The 18,975-nt window shown below is 33.3% G+C and carries 19 protein-coding genes; 3 read left to right on the plus strand and 16 right to left on the minus strand.

Annotated elements, in window-relative coordinates; all coding sequences use genetic code 11:
- Window positions 1-245: 245 nt before the first annotated feature.
- The 3 genes from AB3U99_RS15585 to AB3U99_RS15595 all read right to left on the minus strand — a co-directional run bounded on the left by AB3U99_RS15585 (window position 246) and on the right by AB3U99_RS15595 (window position 4,120).
- Window positions 246-2,135 carry an LTA synthase family protein gene (locus AB3U99_RS15585; protein ID WP_400242373.1) on the minus strand — a complete coding sequence of 630 codons (1,890 nt, stop codon included), beginning with the start codon at window positions 2,133-2,135 and terminating at the stop codon, window positions 246-248.
- An 807-nt stretch (window positions 2,136-2,942) separates the two neighbouring features.
- Window positions 2,943-3,905, minus strand: a complete 963-nt coding sequence (locus tag AB3U99_RS15590; RefSeq protein WP_400242375.1) for an ROK family glucokinase — start codon at window positions 3,903-3,905, stop codon at window positions 2,943-2,945.
- Between the two features lie 2 nt (window positions 3,906-3,907).
- Window positions 3,908-4,120, minus strand: coding sequence for a YqgQ family protein (locus AB3U99_RS15595; protein ID WP_400242377.1), 213 nt, complete (start codon window positions 4,118-4,120; stop codon window positions 3,908-3,910).
- A 297-nt stretch (window positions 4,121-4,417) separates the two neighbouring features.
- Here AB3U99_RS15595 and AB3U99_RS15600 point away from each other — a divergent pair, with 297 nt between their 5' ends.
- Window positions 4,418-5,290 carry a hypothetical protein gene (locus AB3U99_RS15600; RefSeq protein WP_400242379.1) on the plus strand — a complete coding sequence of 291 codons (873 nt, stop codon included), beginning with the start codon at window positions 4,418-4,420 and terminating at the stop codon, window positions 5,288-5,290.
- On the opposite strand, the gene AB3U99_RS15605 is transcribed toward AB3U99_RS15600, so the two are convergent.
- From AB3U99_RS15605 to AB3U99_RS15640, 8 genes are all read right to left on the minus strand, one after another.
- Complete coding sequence (locus tag AB3U99_RS15605; protein ID WP_400242381.1) at window positions 5,280-6,794, minus strand: rhomboid family intramembrane serine protease; 1,515 nt, start codon at window positions 6,792-6,794, stop codon at window positions 5,280-5,282. The genes AB3U99_RS15600 and AB3U99_RS15605 overlap by 11 nt on opposite strands.
- A gap of 369 nt (window positions 6,795-7,163) precedes the next feature.
- Window positions 7,164-7,364, minus strand: a complete 201-nt coding sequence (locus tag AB3U99_RS15610) for a hypothetical protein (protein ID WP_400242382.1) — start codon at window positions 7,362-7,364, stop codon at window positions 7,164-7,166.
- A 109-nt stretch (window positions 7,365-7,473) separates the two neighbouring features.
- Window positions 7,474-8,250, minus strand: coding sequence for a DUF92 domain-containing protein (locus AB3U99_RS15615; RefSeq protein ID WP_400242384.1), 777 nt, complete (start codon window positions 8,248-8,250; stop codon window positions 7,474-7,476).
- A complete protein-coding gene (locus AB3U99_RS15620; protein WP_400242386.1) occupies window positions 8,243-8,812 on the minus strand; it encodes a 5-formyltetrahydrofolate cyclo-ligase in 570 nt (189 codons plus the stop codon). The genes AB3U99_RS15615 and AB3U99_RS15620 overlap by 8 nt, the downstream gene beginning before the upstream one ends.
- 70 nt (window positions 8,813-8,882) lie before the next feature.
- The gene (gene rpmG / locus AB3U99_RS15625) at window positions 8,883-9,032 is read right to left on the minus strand and encodes a 50S ribosomal protein L33 (protein WP_016204868.1); all 150 of its coding nucleotides are present in this window, start codon (window positions 9,030-9,032) and stop codon (window positions 8,883-8,885) included.
- Between the two features lie 67 nt (window positions 9,033-9,099).
- The gene (locus tag AB3U99_RS15630; protein WP_400242389.1) at window positions 9,100-9,726 is read right to left on the minus strand and encodes a hypothetical protein; all 627 of its coding nucleotides are present in this window, start codon (window positions 9,724-9,726) and stop codon (window positions 9,100-9,102) included.
- A gap of 24 nt (window positions 9,727-9,750) precedes the next feature.
- The gene (locus AB3U99_RS15635; RefSeq protein WP_400242391.1) at window positions 9,751-12,204 is read right to left on the minus strand and encodes a glycosyltransferase; all 2,454 of its coding nucleotides are present in this window, start codon (window positions 12,202-12,204) and stop codon (window positions 9,751-9,753) included.
- Window positions 12,201-12,899, minus strand: coding sequence for a DUF4912 domain-containing protein (locus AB3U99_RS15640; RefSeq protein WP_400242393.1), 699 nt, complete (start codon window positions 12,897-12,899; stop codon window positions 12,201-12,203). The genes AB3U99_RS15635 and AB3U99_RS15640 overlap by 4 nt, the downstream gene beginning before the upstream one ends.
- Window positions 12,900-13,453: 554 nt before the next feature.
- Between AB3U99_RS15640 and AB3U99_RS15645 the strand changes: the two genes are divergently transcribed.
- Entirely contained in the window at window positions 13,454-13,846 is a 393-nt protein-coding gene (locus AB3U99_RS15645) for a hypothetical protein (protein ID WP_400242395.1), read from the plus strand.
- Window position 13,847: 1 nt separating this feature from the next.
- Window positions 13,848-14,336: a hypothetical protein gene (locus AB3U99_RS15650; protein WP_400242396.1), complete on the plus strand. Its 489-nt coding sequence runs from the start codon at window positions 13,848-13,850 to the stop codon at window positions 14,334-14,336.
- Between the two features lie 162 nt (window positions 14,337-14,498).
- On the opposite strand, the gene phoU is transcribed toward AB3U99_RS15650, so the two are convergent.
- From phoU to AB3U99_RS15675, 5 genes are all read right to left on the minus strand, one after another.
- Window positions 14,499-15,152, minus strand: coding sequence for a phosphate signaling complex protein PhoU (gene phoU / locus AB3U99_RS15655; protein WP_400242398.1), 654 nt, complete (start codon window positions 15,150-15,152; stop codon window positions 14,499-14,501).
- A gap of 37 nt (window positions 15,153-15,189) precedes the next feature.
- On the minus strand, window positions 15,190-16,011 hold the full coding sequence (gene pstB, locus AB3U99_RS15660) for a phosphate ABC transporter ATP-binding protein PstB (RefSeq protein ID WP_400242400.1): 822 nt from the start codon (window positions 16,009-16,011) through the stop codon (window positions 15,190-15,192).
- A 20-nt stretch (window positions 16,012-16,031) separates the two neighbouring features.
- Entirely contained in the window at window positions 16,032-16,910 is an 879-nt protein-coding gene (gene pstA, locus AB3U99_RS15665) for a phosphate ABC transporter permease PstA (RefSeq protein WP_400242402.1), read from the minus strand.
- Window position 16,911: 1 nt separating this feature from the next.
- Complete coding sequence (gene pstC / locus AB3U99_RS15670) at window positions 16,912-17,862, minus strand: phosphate ABC transporter permease subunit PstC (RefSeq protein WP_400242403.1); 951 nt, start codon at window positions 17,860-17,862, stop codon at window positions 16,912-16,914.
- Window positions 17,863-17,931: 69 nt separating this feature from the next.
- Complete coding sequence (locus AB3U99_RS15675; protein ID WP_400242405.1) at window positions 17,932-18,900, minus strand: PstS family phosphate ABC transporter substrate-binding protein; 969 nt, start codon at window positions 18,898-18,900, stop codon at window positions 17,932-17,934.
- Window positions 18,901-18,975: the final 75 nt, after the last annotated feature.

Here is an 18,975-nt window from a genome sequence, read left to right on the forward strand (position 1 = left end):
GAAAGAGGCTGAGACATAAGTATTTCAGCCAAAGAAAAAGCCAAACAATCACACGGAATCGTATGATTGTTTGGCTTTTTAATTAGCTTTTAAAAAAGGAATTTTTAGTAAAGTAATTTAAAAACATAAATAACCAGTATGAGAAAGTAACCTTTATTTAACTATATTAGAGATTGTTCGTCTTTACAGATTGTCTATTTACTTTTGTCCCAGCCTCAAATTCATGCTAATTTATTAATTAAACATTAATTTGTATCTTCTATTATATCAAGCATTCCGTTTTCTTTATCATAAAAACGTAATAGGTCACCATAAATAATGCTATCAGAATACTGTAATTCTAGATTTGCCTGTTCTATATACGGCTCACATGCATTACCGTCAGCTACTTCTCCTGTTGCGCGCTCATAACAAACTTCTTTTGTATATACATAATCTTCTGTAATGAAGCTGCCATCTCGTAAAACAACAAATTGATTATTATTTTCTGAGAATAGATCAGATCCAAATTGAATATCATTTTTAGTTTCCATACCAAGCAAATGAAGAAGAGTAGGCTTGATATCCATTTGCCCCGATACTGTTGAGAGTGTTTTCCCCTTCATTCCTGGAATATGGATAACAAAAGGAACTCTTTGTAATTGCGTACTTACAAAAGGAGTAACTTCTTCCTCTAATAATTCACTCATTGCTTTATTATGATTTTCAGAAATTCCATTATGATCTCCATACAAGACGATAATACTATTTTCATAGAGACCTTCCTCTTTTAATCTCTCAATAAAGATTTTCAAAGCCTCATCCTGATAACGAACTGTAGGTATAAAGTTATTCAGCGTTCTACTTCCAGTTGTTAGAGGTTCAATTAATTTATCCTCTTCTTCTAGCTCAAAAGGAAAATGATTTGTCAGCGTGATAAATTTACTATAAAATGGCTCCGGCATTTCTTTTAAATGAGCGATGGATTGTTCGAAGAATTCAATATCCTTCAATCCCCAACCAACGGAATTTTCCTCATTCACCTCGTAATCATTAATTTCATAAAAACGGTCATACCCCAAGCTTTGGTACATAATATCGCGATTCCAGAAGCTCTTATTATTTGCATGAAGGGTGGCAGTAAAATAACCATTTTCTTTCAAAATCTCTGGTGATGCTTCATACTCATTTCCAGAATGAGTAAAGAAAACTGCTCCTCTGCTTAATGGATACATGGAATTTTCCACAATAAACTCAGAATCTGATGTTTTACCTTGTCCAGTTTGGTGGTAAAAATTTTCAAAATAAAAACTTTCTTTAATAAATTCGTTTAAAAACGGCGAAATTTCTTCCCCATTCACTTCCCGATTTACAGTAAAGGTCTGTGTTGACTCTAAGCTTACCATTATCACATTTTTCCCCTTGGCAATTCCAAACATATCCTTATTTGGTTCTGTGTAATTCGCCTGATTGTAGTTAACCATATCTGTTAACTCACTACCATCTGCAAAAGCTCTTTGTGCAGTAGCCTTTGTTTGAAGAAATACATCATAAAGTTGGTAATTATACGTACCAATATTTTTCACTAATAGCTCTCTATCAAATGTTCTTGTTAGTAATTGCGTTCTCTGTGTTTCTGCTAAGCTTAGATTAAAAAACGCTAAGCTTATCGTAAATAAATAAAAAATACTTTGCTGAACCCTAGTATATTTGGGAATCTTTAAGAATGTTGGTTTCTTTTTCATAATGACTGCAAGTAGAATAATATCTACGAAGAAAAGAATGTCTGTAACATGAACCAGTTCTCTGACACTACTTCCTAAATCACTCAAATTACTTGTCTGAAATAAAAGTGGAAGGGTTAAGAAGTCTGTATAAACTCGATAAAAGACTACATTTGCATATAATACGAATGAAAGAATCAAACTGGAGATAAATATATATCTTTTTTGATTTTTCTCTGAAAGAAACATGGAAATCCCCAAAATAAACAAGAGGGAGCTTAATGGATTAATAATTAATATAAATTGTTGAATCGAATTTTCAATTTTAATATCAAAGCTAGTAATATAAGCAATATTCGTTTTAATCCACAATAAAACTGTTGCAATCGTTATAATGGATAGCTTTGACCATTCAAATTTATTCTTAAACAATGGTGAATCCTCCTAACTATTGATCAAACAAAATCTCTAAATGATCACTTTACACATTTTACAATAATTTTATTATATAAAGCCAATCTTTATGAAATTTTAATCTAATTTTCATGTTCATGTATTAATATAATAACTTACTCTTTTTTAGACGTCCAATTAGACGAAAAGTTTCAAAAAAGCAGAAGAAATTTATAGAGAAATTTTTCCAAATACTTTTTTTCATTTATTTTTTCAAAATAAAGCAATTTATGTATAAATTTAGATACCATTTCCAGCAAAGTACATACAAATTCTCCGTATGAAACATCTATTAAATTACACCAAAAAGAGGCTGGAACATAAGTATTCCAGCCATAGATAAACCCGAACAACCATATGATTGTTCGGGTTTATATTGGTTTATAAAAGGCTGTTTCAGTGAAGATGGTGTTATTATCCGCAGCTTGAATACACTTTGCTTTCCATGGGGCGAGCGCCGAGCCGGCTTCGTCGCTCACGCTCCTGCAGAGTCTCGGACTTTCTCGCAGCTCCCATGGGAGTCTACATGTATTCAGGCTGCTCCGTCTTTCCAATTAATTAATTTTTTCTATTTCCATAATAGTTTATAGAAAAACAATCTTTAAAAGTGAATTAGTTTTTACACTGACTATATTTAAAATCATAAATAACTAGCATGAAAAAGTAGCCTTTATTTAAGAGCTAAATTAAGGATTGTTCGTCTTTACAGACTGGCTATTTAGTTTTGTCCCAGCCTCTTAATATATCTATATGAGGTTTAGACTTTTAAAAACTATTCCTACTAAATTAATTTTTCGCTAACCAAGCAGCACCAATCACACCTGCTGTATTCCCCAAGGTCGCAACATCAATTACTGTTGATTCTGCTACGCTTTTAAAAGAGAACTTCAAGAAGTTTTCTTTTACCGGATTTAATAGCACATCACCAGCTTTTGAAACGCCACCACCGATGACAATTTTCTCTGGATTTAAAGTATTAGCAATATTAGCTAATACTAATCCTAAATGGAAAGCTACGAATTGTACGATTTCATTTGCTAACTCGTCACCTTTTTTCGCAGCATCAAAGACATCCTTTGCTGTAATGGCACCTTCTTGATCCAACACAGAATGAAGCACACTCAATGTATGTCTTTCAGCTAATCTTTCTTTCGTCAATCGAACAATTCCAGTTGCTGAAGCAATCGTTTCTAAACAGCCCGTTTTTCCACAGTTACAAGGAGCACCGTTTTCTACAATAGCCGTTAAATGACCTATTTCACCAGCAGCTCCCTTCACTCCTTGCACAATATTCCCGTTTATAATAACTCCGCCACCTACACCAGTACCGAGCGTAACACAAACTAAATCTTTGGATCCTTCTCCAGCACCTTTCCACATTTCACCTAGTGCTGCACAATTCGCATCATTATCAATTGTTACAGGCAGACCTAAATCTGCTTCAAGTCGTGCTTTTAATGGGAAATTATCTGGCCAGCCTAAGTTTACTGTATTGAAAATAACACCTGTTTTATAATCAAATGGTCCTGGTGCGCCCATCCCAGCACCTAAAACATCTTCCTTCGAATGTCCTAATTCTTGCAATTTAGCATCGATTGATTTAGCAATATCTGATGTAATGTTTTTACCTTCTTCAGAATTATCTGTTGGGATTTCCCAATGATCGATCAAATCTCCCTTTAATGATAAAAAGGCTATTTTTACCGTTGTTCCACCTAAGTCAATTCCCGCTACCCATTTTTCCTGCATTGTTAATTCCCCCTATTTTTCTGTTCCAATAAAACCTGTATTTCTTGATTAAGTAATCGCATGGCAGAGTCAAATTCTCGATCTTTTATTAATTGAGATTGATATAATTCTTTAATTTCAGATTTCATTAATTGTAAATCGCCTACACGATCGCCAACATAGATGATCGTCCCATATTTTTTTAAAAACTGTTGCACATCATAAATTGTTTGCATGGTACCCCTCGATTTCATACATATTCAAACTCACTGCAAAGGTTTGCATAACTTGATAAATTAATCGTTTTCAAATTAAGTATATCGGAAATGAACCGTTTCCTCAACAGCAGATTCATTTCCCTTATTAGAATAGTAAAAATCAGACAAATGCTTTAATTCGTGCCAAATTGAAGGATAAACCACCCTTTTATCATATTTCTCTTCTTTTCTCATATATATATAAAAGTAAATATAAGACAGGCTTATAAAGTAAATGATTATTTTTTATTTCCATTAGATGGAGCGGTGAAAATAATGAAAAAAGATTTTATCCGATTAAGTATCTCTCTTATTATCCTTGTTGCTATTTTTTATATTTTCCAGCAAAAGCAGATTGCAAAGGAAAGTATAACTTACTTCCCAATTGATCCAACAGTGACCTTTCCTAAAGCAAACACTACCCTTACATTTAATAAAAAAAGATTCGATGAGTACAGCATTCTCTGGGAAAGCAATTCTTCTATTAATAAACAAGCGTATTTACGGCAAGATATGAGCTTACTCTATGCAAATGGGAAATTAATAAGCACGATGGGAGAATGGCGACAAAATACATTAGAACTTTCAGAAGAAAAAACAGTCGTGGAAAGAGAAAGCAACTATTTACAAGCAATTACTTTTCATTATGCTGAAATACATGATACAAATGAAAGAATTTTCAGTTCTCAAAAAATTTCAGCGGACAATTTATATGTCATTAATTCGAAGTTTGAAAGTACACCACTATCTTTCCATACTCCAAATAACTTAGTCGAAAAAGATTGGGCAACAACATTGGATAAACAAGCATTAGATTATATTGATTACTCTTATCGTCAAGTACTAAAGAAATTCCATATTTCAGCTGAACAATATGATACAAAACTATTACTTACGGAATTAACCAAATTTAACGATTCACCACTCCCATCTTTTTCAAAGGAACAAAGCGCAAAAATACTTGGACAATTGACTGAAGGTCTTTATAAAAACTATTTCCTGGGAATTATGAAAGAAGACGGAACCATCGCTGATCCCATCGGCAGTTCTATCCCTGTAATATTAATTAATGACAATCATCTTCTTATCTTATTTACAACCAAAGATGGCGAACCAATTGTTTTAAGACAGCAAATTTCTACTCTTTAATTTTATCCCATAATAAAAGATATTTCGGATTGTTTTCGTCCAATTCTAAAGCTTTTTGTAAATATTCTCTAGCTTCTTCTAGTTTCTTATCGTATAGACTGACAACTGCTAAATTATAATATGCTTCATGAAACTCTGGATTCAAATGGATTGTTTTTTGCAGATTTTTTTCAGCTGCGGCAAGTTCCTTTTTCTTAAGTTGGATATAAGAAAGTAAAAAATAATAGTTCTCGTTATTTTTAGTTTTAATTGTTTCTAAAACTTGTTCTGCATCATCATATTTTTCATCATTCACATAATTATTGACCATAATTAGTGCAGATTGATCCCGATTTTGTGACACCCCTGAACTCGATGTATAGCCAATGCCAATACCTATTAGCAATAAAGTAATTAGTAATGCCCCAAGCTGGATTTTCCAGCTTTTTTTCTTTGGAAAATTTACAATAGCTGTTGCCAGAAAACCGCCTACTAATCCACCAATATGTCCAGCATTATCGATTCCTTGTATGGTAAAGCCAAAAATAAGGTTAATAATGATAATAATAATGACATTCCAACCCATCACTCGAAAAAATAGCTTTGGAAATTGCCATGCAAAATAAAGAAGTGCACCAAAGCATCCAAAAATCGCGCCACTTGCACCAGCTGATAAAGATGGACTAAATAAATAACTTGCAAACACCCCGCTAAATCCAGCGAAAAGATAAATGATGAAAAATCTACTGTTCCCAAAAATCCTTTCTATTAATGGACCAACATAATAAAGAGCAAATGAATTCATTACTAAGTGCAAAAAACCAATATGCAAAAAAATAGGTGTTATTAACCGCCACCATTCTCCAACTGCGATTAAATAATTTACTTTCGCTCCCCATTTAACCAATGTTTCGCTATTGGTACTTCCTCCACTCCCTTCCATTAAGAAAAACATAATAACTTGAAAGACAATAAATAAATAAGAGATAAACGGTTTTCCAAAATTCAGTAGCTGCCTTTCTTCTTTTTCATTTTGTTTTATTAGCGCAAGGATAGTTTCTTTATAGCTCTGAATTTGATTGTCCCGTTCTTCCGCTGTATCAGGAATAACATTTAAGTTTATTTTTCTGCCTGCTATCTCCCACTCCTGAACTGACCGATCAAGAAGGATAGTATTTATTTGTACTTTTTTTTCAGTACTATTAAAGGACTGATTTACTAAATGGTCATAAGAATCTACAGGCGGAAAGGTAGTTATATAAACGCTCTCTACTTTAAGAGAGCGTTTACGCAATGTGCGTCTTATCCTCTCAGCATTTAATACTGTTCTTTCCATATCCCTACTCAACCAATTACTCCAATCAAGATCCATCTGAAACAAACGAATAATCGGTGTGTTTCCCCCATTTTTTTTACCTTCTATCCATATTTCTTGGTAATTTTTTGATAGATAGATTACATTATAATGGCATTCCATTATTAAAAAATGGATTATTCTCCAATACTTATACGGTTCTATCTCCATCTGTTTTCTCCCTACTCTCCAAACGCTGAAAGCTAAATATCTTCTCTTTTTTATTCTGTCGGTTTTTTAAATAGGACATTCCTTTCTATTAGGAAATCACCTTTTCCTTTACAATACTATAAATTGTTGTTTTTTTCCTTTTTTTCGCTTGATTGTCATAAAATTATTGATTCTTTCATTATAAAGAAAAGCTTATAATATTTGTTAGGAGCACAAGCTTCAAATAACTATTAAAAAATCTTTTTTTAAAATATTGGTTAATATGGAAAATAATTTTAAATATACTTTTACCAAGATGAGAAGGAAATCGAAGAACCAAATACCCTGTGAGTCATGTTTCCACAAGGTATTTAGAATTTTTTGAAAAGGTTATTGATAAATCGTATCTCTAGAACGACCAAAGACTGAATTCATCATCGTTCTTTTTACACTTGGAATGCTCATTAATATTCTTACTGCATATTTTCGAATAAATGGATTTCTCAATACAGTATTTATGACACGATACCGTTTTTGAAATAAATAATATCCACCTAAAGCAATTAGTAAAATGGAGAATACTCTTGACATTTTTCCATCCCTCCTAATTATTAGTTTGGTAATTATATTATTTTTTATCCGCATACGATAGTAAAAATATTCCCGTATTTCTCATCATGTAAACGACAATTATCGTGCATTACAAATGAAAAACAAGATAGCCCAATGCCGCAAAAAAACCTGATAGGACATTCACCATATCATTGTTAAAAAGGGGAAAACCTTTCATCTTAACTACATTCTGATGACATACTATTCTTGTTTCCACCATTTGACCACAAACTGGACATTGATACTCTACTTGTATAAATGCACCTAAAAGGGTATCCACCACATTCCCTAAAAAACCAAAAAGAAAAATGAGGAAAAATCCCCACAGCTGGATAGGAAATAATAGGGTTGCTATCAAGGCAATCAAAAATGACCCTGCTAATCCTGCGAATGTCCCTAATATGCTAACAGCTCCCGATGTTCCTGTTTCTGCCGCCTTAAAGGTCCGAATAGATAATGGTCTTCTCTTACTTAATGATCCAATTTCAGAAGCCCATGTGTCTGAATTAGCAGCTGCAAGCAAAATAGCGAAAACCGCAATCCACATAGACTCTTTTGTAAAATAATAAATAATACCTACAACGGCAGCCAATGCACCATTTGCCATTACTTGTAACCAATCTCTCGTAGAACCTTTTTGTGTTTTTTTCTCCATTGATTTTTTTGTTTTGCTTTTGTACTTAGAAAGCATGCTAGAGGACACAAAAAAAGCTCCTAAAATAAGTAATCCCTTATAACCAAATCCTAAAGCAATCCCAATGCCGACAAAAAAAGCTGCGATTGCACCACTTTTTGTTAAAGACCTGCGTTTATATGCATAATAGGAGACAAATAAAATGATAATGGCATACATTATATTACTCATTTGTACAAATTATCCCTTCATTCGTGATTATTTTCTGTACAGCTAAATCATGTTTCTGTAGTGGTATTTCTTCTTGAACCTGCATAGAAAACGCTAACGAAATTGTTTTTCCTTTATAGCTTTCTAAAAATCGGTCGTAATATCCCCCTCCAAAGCCTAATCTGTATCCATTCTTCGAAAAGGCTAGTCCTGGAACAAGGAGTAAATCGATTTCTTCTGAAACTGTTCGTTCTGTTTTTTCCATTATAGGTTCAAACAGATTGCTATAAACAGATTCAAGCTGATTAAAACTCTCTAATTTTCGAAAAAACATTTGTCTAGTTTCAGGGATACACTTCGGCACACTTACCTGCTTTCCTAATTGCCAACACATACGAATGATTTGGTATGTATCAACCTCAGGAAATTTGGAAATGGTAATTCCTATATGAGAAGCAGAAGAAAAGGAAGCATTTTTATATAGTTGGAGAGCTATCTGATATGACATATGCTCATACTGGGGTTTACTGATTGTTTGTAGTTGTTTGATCATATTTGTTCGGAACTGTTTCTTATCCAGCATATTATGTATACACCATCCTTACCTTTTGTTTTTTAATATGAAAAAAACAGAAGGGAGATATCCCTTCTGCTTATTTTGTTTCACGGTGAACGGTAGTACGTTTTTCTCTTGAGCAATATTTTTTTAGCTCAAGACGATCTGGATTATTTCGTTTATTTTTTTTAGAAATGTAGTTACGATCACCACATTCAGTGCAAGCTAACGTAATGTTTACACGCATGTTTATTTCCCTCCAAACTATAGGTTGCTAGTTCGTGCATACGACTTTTATATGATAACATCTTTTGTTAGGAAATGCTAGTACTTGTTTTCATTAGAATATGATTCAGCTCTAAAATATCCTTTTTTTCTGTACTAGTAATAGACCAAGCGCGACTAATCCCAGTTGATTGAGGCTTAACATCCATGCTCAATGAAAAGATGCTTACACTTGAACCTTTTGCCATGGGCTGATATTTAAGAATCCCCTTTAGATTATTACTCCAAATATGTTCTGTGTGTACATTCCAAATAGGTTGTACCGTTCTCTGCTCAATACTGTTTGTATTATATTCTCCGTTTACTAAATATAGCTGGTCATCAACAGAATGATAGATGACATTATCCGTAGGAGAAACGAAACAAAGATGTTCTTGATACGCTTTAGGAAAATAATTTAATACTAAAATTTTTAATTTCCTCTCTTGTTGAGAATGATTTCTAACGAAAATCTCGTTATATTGAATTTTGGAATGCTTGTGTATTTGCTTTACATGAACAGAAATCGAGTGTTCTGGTATTAATTTTTCATAGCCATTTTGAATCCAATAAGTTTTTCCATCAATCCAAATTCCAGGGGTAGTAGTTATTTTTTTCATAAGTAGCTTTCTTTGAGCACTTTGATAATCTTTTTGTAAGTTGGCCTCAATCTTCATTCTACTTTCACCTACTCTACTATTTTAATTAGATATGGATTCTTTTACCTTTGTATTTACTAGCAGTTCATCAAAGACTCTTTTTGTTTCTTCCCCCATTCGTTTCCAGCTGAATAGTTGACTCACTAATTTTTGACCATTCTCGCCAATCGCTTTACCTACTGTTGGATTTCCCAATAAATATTCGATATTTTCTACTAAGTTTTCTGCATTATTTGGTTCCATAAATAGACCTGTTTCTCTATTCTTTATAATGCCTTTTAAACCACCAGTATGTGAAACAATCGTCGGAATAGCAAATATAAGTGACTCTAATGCTACAATTCCAAACGGTTCATAAGAGCTCGGAATCACAACGATATTGGCTTGACCATAAAATGCATTTTTTTGTTCTCCCTGTAAATATCCTATTAATTGAACACTTTCCGATAATCCATTTCTCTCAATAAATCTTTGATATTCATCATACATTGGCCCTACTCCAGCAATAACAAAATATAAATCAGATCGTTTTTTATGCAATTTTCTCGCTGCTTCCAATAAAGTACCAAAGCCTTTTTCTTTTACCATTCTCCCCATTGCAAAAATGATTTTCTTATTTTTATCTAAATGAGCGAGTTCTAAAGGTGCAATAGAAGCTTTTTCGATTTGCATAGATTCTATTCCATTTGGGATAATATTAATTTTTGATTGCTCTATTTCAAAAATAGTCATAATCTCATTCTGCATATATTCACTGCAAACAATTAAAGAATCAGCAGCATCAATTAGTTGTCTTTCTTTTCCATGAATAAATTTTTGCATTTCCGTATAAATGCCACCATTTCTTCCATGTTCTGTCGCATGAATAGTTGCTATTAGCGGAATATTTAATTGGTCCTTTAACGAAATTGCAGCAGCCCCTACTAGCCAATCATGTGCCTGAACTAGATCAAATGTAGTTTTCTTCCCTATCTCTATCGCTTTATCCCACATTGCTAGATTTAATCCGCCTATCCAATGGATAAAGTTTTGCTCTATGCTATAAATTGGTTTAACACGATAAACGAATAAACCATTCTTTTCTTCTACATCTTCTGCATTTTTTTTCATATCCTGGGCTGTAATAAGATGAACTTCATAGCCATTTTTTATTAAACTATCTGTTAAGCCAACCACATGAGTACCAAGACCACCGACTATATTCGGCGGATATTCCCATGATAAGATAAGTACCTTCTTTTTATTTGTCGGAATCATTTCTCTTATTTTCGGGTTATTCATTTGTATTGTTGTATTTAAAATAGGATGCACCTTTTCTCTCAAAGACATCCATTCCTTATCCATTGGTCCTTTCATAAATGCACTTAATTGATTTGCAGCTTCAAGGTAGATTAAAGCTTCTTCCCTCGTCCAATTATCTTGGTAGAGCAATGCGCTTAACAATAGCCATTCTTTTTCCAACTGTTTTTGAACACTTTTGGCTTCATTTGCTAAAGGAACTTGTCTCCATTGATGTAGTTCTCTTTCTAAAAAAGCTAAAGAGGCATATAAATTACTTTGATTCTTGATATAGCTTTCTCTTTGGCGTTTCAAAAAAGAAGAACAAAGATGTACATGGTCCATCCCTTGACTAAATTGATTCATATACGTTTCAGGAGTGATATGAACCATATAGCCTTCATCACATAAGTAACGAATACTTTTATTTAACTCCTCCCTTATCTTTTCATAGCTCTTTAAATCAATTGGTAGTGATAGAATTGACTCATTTGTGTAATGATTATACGATTCAAGTACCTCCATAATCGCTTTATCCCAAACTTGCTTTTGAGCATTTCCTTCTGAAAAAATCTGATACAAGCTTTCTTCAACAGGAAAAAAAACAACATGATGGGGTGATTCAACTGCTAATCCAACATCGCTTGGCAATGGATCACTATGATTGATTGTCGCACTGTTAAGATAACTATATGTCAATTTCTCTTTATGCAAATATAAATCTAATCCAGGTGAAAAATACCCTTCTGGAAACCAAAAACCTTTCGGACGGTAGTCAATATAATCGTCAATAATCGATAAGCCCAATTCAATTTGCAATTGAACACCTGTACTAGTTGAAACGTTCGAAACTTGTGAAAAGGAAGCTGGGCTTGCAAGGAGATCTATTCGGTTGTCTTGAATGAGAGACTTCATTATTTTTAATAAATTCATATCCTTTTGCTGCCAATAAGAAAGTAATTTCACATTTCGGTTCTCTTTTTCTAAAAATTCTGTTATTTCTTCTCGAAACGACTGCAAATCCAGTATTTCCATATATATTGGTGGTACAACAAGCTGAATGGTATATGGAGAATTATCTTTTTCAGTAAGGAAAAGAAAGTTAATAAATTGGATTGTTTGTTCATAAAATTCCCTTTTTTTATTCTTATCTTCAGAAAAATAATTCATAAAAGGAATGTTATTTATTACAATCAATTGAAAATACGAACCATTCATTTCTTTTTCACATCCTCTTGCTCTTCTAATTCGTAATAACTATAGGTGCTTACATGCTCAATCCAATTCGGTATAGGGTTGTCCCCTTTTTCCCAATTCTGCAATTCTTTTTCCATTGTACCGACTTGATCATGTGAGATTCTAGGAGTGTGTAATGGATTAGACTGTAATATCGGTAAAAAGGATTGATAAACATCAAGAACGCCTATTTCAAAACAAAAGCTTCTGTTTGGAGACAAGTCTTGTAATACAATCGATTCCTGTCTATTCTCTACAGGAAGAAAGCGATAGCTATGTGCATTTCTTCCATTATAAATAATACTCGTTATATCATTAATCTTTACTGCCAAAGAGCAAGTTCCCGGGTCAATATCATAATAAGTTGAAATTAACTGCCATTTCCCATCCGGTATTCGCCAAAATACTAATGCAGTATTTTCACTTGTTAACCAAGCTTCCATGCCATTTTTCTTCGTTAATAAATCAATACTTGTCCAAAAACGTTCTGAGACATAAGAAATCTTTGGCTGTGTTTTTGTGGTTATTTGTTTCCCTTCTTCTTGTCCGCTCGTCTCTTGTTCTTTCACGTACTTTTTCCATTGGTATTGAACTTTACCAACAGTTGAATTTAGTTCAATGGCAATTTTACGGAATGAAAGTCCTTTACGTCTTAAACTTATAATTTGTTCAATCAATAGAAATAGCACCTCTTTCTAATTTTTTGATTTACCTCTTTCTGAAAATCTTTGGTGTATGTATCGCAAATTACTAGTATATGTCTACAAGATTCCTTTTAGTTCCCTATTTATACTATTATGTTACCACTGAATGGTTGATGCCACAATGAACAGATTTTGTCGGATTGTGCTTAAACTTACGTACGTTCATCTTAGAGGAGCAAAAAATTTTTTCTACCTTCTATCTGCTTACTCTAGTAACCTAAATTCGACATAAGCCTTCTTAAAATCAAGTAGTATTACGACATATTCCTAAATGTTTCGCAAGCAAATTCGAATATTGTCTCCCTTTTTAGAAGAATAGATGATGAAATTATTTTGCCATCTTGCAAATAGATGAAGCTTTTGACCAATTTCTCCTCTATTCCTGTCATAGGTAAATGCTGATTAAATAGGAATTATTGATTGATAATGATAAAATAACTTAGACTGGACTGTTTTCTGCAATACTTTTGATGATTGCTTTTTTTGAAAATAGTCTAATATTATGAATTTGTGACTTGAGGTGAATTATGTTAATTGTAACGCTAGTATTATTAGGGGTTTCCTTATTGCTTCTTCTTCTATCTTTTTTTCTTCGTGATCCTATAAAAGACTTACGTGAGGAAATAGATCAGCTTTCCATTCAACAAGTACAGGAACTATATAAAATAAAAAAGAAATTAAAAGTGTTAGAAGAGGAATTAATGATTGGGGAGGAAAATTTTTCTTTCAAGTCTCCTTCTTCCATAAAGGAGACAAAGCCAATCCAAAATGAAAATACACTATCTATTCATGCTATTATTAAAAACCAAGTTTGGACACTAGCAGCAAGTGGAGTTCCAATTGATCAGATTGCCAATCAATCTTCCCTATCCATTTCTCAAGTTCAACATATTATTAACGAACGGGAAGGACAGTCATAAAATGAAGAAACAAAGTTTACGCTCATTCGCTATAGGAATGCTTCTTTCAGCTAGTGTGATAGGTAGTTATTATTTCTATATGGAAAATACGAAGCCAGATGAAGGCTTCCTAAACACCCCTGATGCGACTACATATCTTCAAAAACAGGGTTTTATCGTATTAAGTAATGTAGAATATGAGGAACTGCAAAAAGCCATAGAGGAAAATAAACAAGAACAAGCTAAATCTGATACGGAAGCAAATATTAAAAAACAGGAAGAATCTAAAAAAGAAGAGCAAGAGACATATACCTATACGCTAAAAGTAAAAAGCGGTATGAGTATTTCAACAATTGCTGAATTATTATATAAAAATAAGATTGTTAAAGATCAAAAAGAATTTGAAACATACTTAATTGATAACGAATACCATACAAAAATTCAAGTTGGCAGCTTTCGTTTAACTAGTAATATGAGTCACAAGAAAATCGCGGAGACTCTTACAAAATAAATAGTGTGATTCTTTAGGCTGGTAGAAAAATATTTTCTTCAGAAAAGAAAAAACCAAACAATCAAACAAAAGTTTGTTAAGATTGTTTGGTTTTTTTATTAACTTCTTAAAAAGGAATTTTTAATAAAAAGTTTGTTATTAATACTCGCGGCCATATTCTTATCACCAATCATATTGTCTGCCTTTAACTAAATAGAAAATATTTTCAGCTATATTAGTAGTGTGATCTGCAGCTCTTTCTAAATAGCGACAAACAAATGTCAGCTGGGAAATTTGATGCAAATATTCAGGTTTATTTTTACTGATTTCAAATAGTTCAATAAACGCTTGTTTGTTTAAACCATCAACTTCATCATCCATCTCAGCAATTTTCCTAGCTAATTTTGTGTCTTCCTCATTATATGCATTTAAAGATAACCGTAACATTTCATTGGTGATTTCTAGCATCCTTTTTACATGTACCATCGGTTTTACTAATTCCTGATTACCTATTCTAATAGTAGCCTTTGCAATATTAACTGCAAAATCTGCAATTCTTTCGATATCTGTTGCAATCTTAATTCCAACAATAATTCGTCTTAAATCAATAGCCACAGGTGCCTGTTTTGCAATAAGAAGAATAGCAAAATCATTTATTTCTTCATACAGCATATCTGCCTTTGCATCATCATCAATTATTTCTAGTGCCATTTCGATATTTTGTGTCTCGAGTGCATCTAATGATCTTTGTAGAGCTTGAATAGAAAATTCTCCAAGCTCTGTCAATTTTCCTTGTAGTTCCTTAAGCCCTGCTTCAAATTTTTCTCTAACTGGCATGATAGGAGTCTCCTTTTTCAGGTGTTAACTAAATTTTTTATCCAAATCTTCCTGTAATATAATCTTCGGTTCTTTTATCCTTTGGATTTGAGAATATTTTATCTGTTACATCAAACTCAACAACTTCTCCATTTAAGAAGAAAGCTGTTTTATCAGAGATACGAGCAGCCTGCTGCATATTATGTGTAACAATAATGATGCTGTAGTTTTCTTTTAGTTCTTGAACTAGCTCTTCCACTTTTAATGTCGAAATTGGATCAAGTGCAGAGGTTGGCTCATCCATAAGAATAACATCTGGTTCTATGGCAAGACATCTAGCAATACATAGACGCTGCTGCTGTCCACCAGATAGTCCATATGCATTCTGGTTTAATCTATCTTTTACTTCATCCCAAATTGCTGCACCTCTTAGACTTTTTTCCACAATTTCATTTAATATTTTCTTATCACGAATTCCGTGAATTTTCGGCCCGTAAGCCACATTTTCATAAATCGACTTTGGAAATGGATTCGGTTTTTGAAAGACCATTCCTACTTTTGTTCTTAATTCTTCCACTCCGTAGTCTTTATCGAAAATATTTCTGCCACGGTAATTAATTTCACCTGATGTTTTTACACCTGGCACTAATTCAATCATACGGTTTAATGTTTTTATATACGTTGATTTACCGCATCCTGATGGTCCAATAATAGACGTTACTTCATTTTCAATAATATCTAAATCTATATTTTTCAGCGCATGGTTATCCCCGTACCATAAATTAAGCTGATTTGTTTTATAAACAGAATTTTTCACCCTACCATCTGTAGAATTATTTTCTACTGCTTTCTTAACTTTATCTACAAAGACTGTACTCATTTGAAGGTCCCCCTATACGTTTAATAACGTTTTTGAAATTTATTTCTAATCAATACTGCAATAGAGTTCATTAAAATCAATAACACTAAAAGAACAATTATTCCTGCTGCTGCAAGACTCTGAAATTCTTCTTGCGGTCTTCCCGTCCAGTTATAAATTTGCATTGGCAATACCGTAAACATATCAAAAACAGTTCTCGGCAAGAATGCTAGGAACAAAGGTAAGCCTAATACTACCAATGGAGCAGTTTCTCCAATTGCACGAGAAAGAGCCAATATCCCCCCAGTTAAAATACCTGGAATAGCTGCAGGCATTACCACTCTAACAATTGTCTGCCATTTCGTTGCTCCCATTCCAAGAGAGGCTTCTCTTAATTCACTAGGTACTGATCGAATAGCCTCTTGAGCTGCAACGATAATGATTGGCAATACCAATAAGCTCATTGTTAAACCTGCTGCAAGGACACTTGTTCCAAGTGATAAAGCACGAACAAATAGTGTTAAGCCTAGTAGTCCAAAAACAATCGATGGCACCCCAGCAAGGTTTGATATATTGATTTGGATAAAATTCGTAAACTTATTTTTGCTCGCATATTCTTCTAAATATATTGCAGTTCCCACACCAATCAAAAGGGAGACTGGCGCAACAACCGCCATAAGCCACACAGTTCCTATTAATGCAGTATATACCCCTGCATTTTCAGGTTTACGGGAAGGCAAGCTCGTTAAAAATTGAAAATCTAAATAGCCAATTCCTTGAGTCAATACTCGATAAAATAGGATACCAAGAACAACTAAACCAAATAATGTTGCGCTAAAAAATAAACCTCTCATTATGACATTTTTCATTAATCTCGGTTTCATTCGCTTGATAACTTCTGAATGATTTACTAACTTCATCTTAATATTCCTCCCTAAAGCGACGAGAAATGTATTGGGCAAGCAGATTCATTAAGAAAGTAAACAGGAATAATGTAAATCCAACAGCATAAATACTGTAATAAATTGTTGTCCCATATCCTGCATCACCTTGACTTACTTGAACAATATAAGCTGTCATTGTCTGAATAGATTCTGTTACATTGAAGCTAAGGTTTGGTGTACTACCTCCAGCAACTGCTACAATCATTGTTTCACCGATTGCTCTTGATAAAGCTAATACTATTGATGAAACAATTCCAGAAACCGCAGCAGGCAAGACAACCTTTAAAGCAACTTCAAATTTTGTAGAACCCATCGCTAAAGCCCCTTCACGCATTGACCGGGGAACTGCACTCATTGCATCTTCTGACAAAGAAGCAATCATTGGGGTAATCATAATCCCAATAACAATTCCTGGACTTAAGGCATTAAACATTTCTAAAGAAGGAATAATTGATCTAAGCAATGGTGTTATAAATGTTAAAGCGAAAAACCCATAGACAATCGTTGGAATACCAGCAAGTACTTCTAAAATTGGCTTAATTATTCTTCTTGTTCTATCACTCGCGTACTCACTTAAAAAAATGGCAGATGCAAGCCCTATAGGCACAGCAACAATTCCTGCAATGATGGTTACTTTTAATGTTCCAGAAACAAGTGGCATAATTCCAAATGATCCTGGATCAGAAAATGGATACCATGATTTACTTGTTAAAAACTCTTTTATATTTACTCTTTCAAAAAAGGTAAATGTTTCAATTATTAGCGTAAATAATATACCAAGTGTGGTTAAAATCGATAAAATAGCAGTAATTAATAATACTTTCGGCATCATTTTTTCTAGCACTTTGCTAATATTATTCTTTTTCTTCTTTTCTGCAATTAATTCCTGAACAGAAAGTGTATTTTCTTTTAACTCTTGCTTGATCATGCTTTTTAGCCCCCCTTAATCCAAACACCAAGATGGAAAGCCAAGTACAAAGCTTTCCATCAAAACTTATTACTTAAGTCCTTTAATTAATTCTAGATCTTTTTCATATTCTTCTTCTGGTAATTTTACATAGCCTACATCTTCTGAAAGCTCTGCAGCATTATCAATCATAAATTCAACGAAATCAGCAACCTCTGCATTTTTCACAGATTCATTTTTCACATAAGTGAATAATGGTCTAGATAGTGGAGCGTATTCTCCACTTTCAACTGTTTCGTTTGTTGGTTCAACTGGACCGTTACCACCATCAATTGGAACAACTTTTAACTTATCTTTGTTTTCCGCATAATAAGCATATCCAAAGTACCCAATTGCATTTTTATCACCTGTTACACCTTGTACTAAAATGTTATCGTCTTCTGATAATGTTGCTGCTTTAGCAATTGGTTGATCTTCTAAAATCACTTCATCGAAATAATCGAATGTTCCAGAATCAGTTCCTGGAGAATAATATTTAATTTCTTCTTCTGGCCATCCTTCGCGGATATCAGACCATTTTTTTGCAGTTCCATCTTCAAGCCAAATTTTCTTTAATTCATCAATTGATAAATGGTCAACCCATGTATTATCTTTATTCACAACAACGGAAAGTCCGTCATATGCTAGTCGTAATTCAGTAAAATCAATACCTTTTGCTTCTAATTCCGTTTTTTCTTCGTCTTTAATTGGGCGAGAGGCATTACTAAAATCAGTTTCACCTGCGATAAATGCTTTAAAGCCTCCACCTGTTCCAGATGATGCAACAGAAACTTTTACATTTGGTTGCTCTGCTTGATATTCTTCAACGATTGCTTCCATAATTGGATAAACAGTTGATGATCCATCTAATTTAATTTGTCCTGATAATTGTTCAGTGCCATTTTCCTTTGATGAATCTGACGAATTGGAAGGACTAGATTCGTTGTTGCCTCCACACGCCGATAATGCTAACATTGTTCCAATCATTGCTGTTAATCCTACTGTTTTAAGGCTCTTCATTTTTCTCTTTACCCCCTAAGGATGGTTGTTTTGTTTTACAAGTTAACTATAAGTCTTTAGTATTAATTTGGTTTT

It is taken from the genome of Niallia tiangongensis (genome assembly GCF_044704065.1).
In the GTDB taxonomy this organism is placed as follows: Bacteria; Bacillota; Bacilli; order Bacillales; family Cytobacillaceae; genus Niallia; species Niallia tiangongensis.

What these genes read in the sequence shown, in the direction of transcription:
- AB3U99_RS15600 (WP_400242379.1), top strand. Translation starts at nt 4,418, where the DNA reads ATGAAAAAAGATTTTATCCGATTAAGTATCTCTCTTATTATCCTTGTT.
- AB3U99_RS15610 (WP_400242382.1), bottom strand. Translation starts at nt 7,364, where the DNA reads ATGTCAAGAGTATTCTCCATTTTACTAATTGCTTTAGGTGGATATTAT.
- AB3U99_RS15650 (WP_400242396.1), top strand. Translation starts at nt 13,848, where the DNA reads ATGAAGAAACAAAGTTTACGCTCATTCGCTATAGGAATGCTTCTTTCA.
- pstB (WP_400242400.1), bottom strand. Translation starts at nt 16,011, where the DNA reads ATGAGTACAGTCTTTGTAGATAAAGTTAAGAAAGCAGTAGAAAATAAT.
- pstC (WP_400242403.1), bottom strand. Translation starts at nt 17,862, where the DNA reads ATGATCAAGCAAGAGTTAAAAGAAAATACACTTTCTGTTCAGGAATTA.
- AB3U99_RS15630 (WP_400242389.1), bottom strand. Translation starts at nt 9,726, where the DNA reads ATGAAGATTGAGGCCAACTTACAAAAAGATTATCAAAGTGCTCAAAGA.
- AB3U99_RS15590 (WP_400242375.1), bottom strand. Translation starts at nt 3,905, where the DNA reads ATGCAGGAAAAATGGGTAGCGGGAATTGACTTAGGTGGAACAACGGTA.
- phoU (WP_400242398.1), bottom strand. Translation starts at nt 15,152, where the DNA reads ATGCCAGTTAGAGAAAAATTTGAAGCAGGGCTTAAGGAACTACAAGGA.
- AB3U99_RS15645 (WP_400242395.1), top strand. Translation starts at nt 13,454, where the DNA reads ATGTTAATTGTAACGCTAGTATTATTAGGGGTTTCCTTATTGCTTCTT.
- AB3U99_RS15615 (WP_400242384.1), bottom strand. Translation starts at nt 8,250, where the DNA reads ATGAGTAATATAATGTATGCCATTATCATTTTATTTGTCTCCTATTAT.
- AB3U99_RS15595 (WP_400242377.1), bottom strand. Translation starts at nt 4,120, where the DNA reads ATGCAAACAATTTATGATGTGCAACAGTTTTTAAAAAAATATGGGACG.
- AB3U99_RS15635 (WP_400242391.1), bottom strand. Translation starts at nt 12,204, where the DNA reads ATGAATGGTTCGTATTTTCAATTGATTGTAATAAATAACATTCCTTTT.
- rpmG (WP_016204868.1), bottom strand. Translation starts at nt 9,032, where the DNA reads ATGCGTGTAAACATTACGTTAGCTTGCACTGAATGTGGTGATCGTAAC.
- pstA (WP_400242402.1), bottom strand. Translation starts at nt 16,910, where the DNA reads ATGAAGTTAGTAAATCATTCAGAAGTTATCAAGCGAATGAAACCGAGA.
- AB3U99_RS15675 (WP_400242405.1), bottom strand. Translation starts at nt 18,900, where the DNA reads ATGAAGAGCCTTAAAACAGTAGGATTAACAGCAATGATTGGAACAATG.
- AB3U99_RS15620 (WP_400242386.1), bottom strand. Translation starts at nt 8,812, where the DNA reads ATGCTGGATAAGAAACAGTTCCGAACAAATATGATCAAACAACTACAA.
- AB3U99_RS15605 (WP_400242381.1), bottom strand. Translation starts at nt 6,794, where the DNA reads ATGGAGATAGAACCGTATAAGTATTGGAGAATAATCCATTTTTTAATA.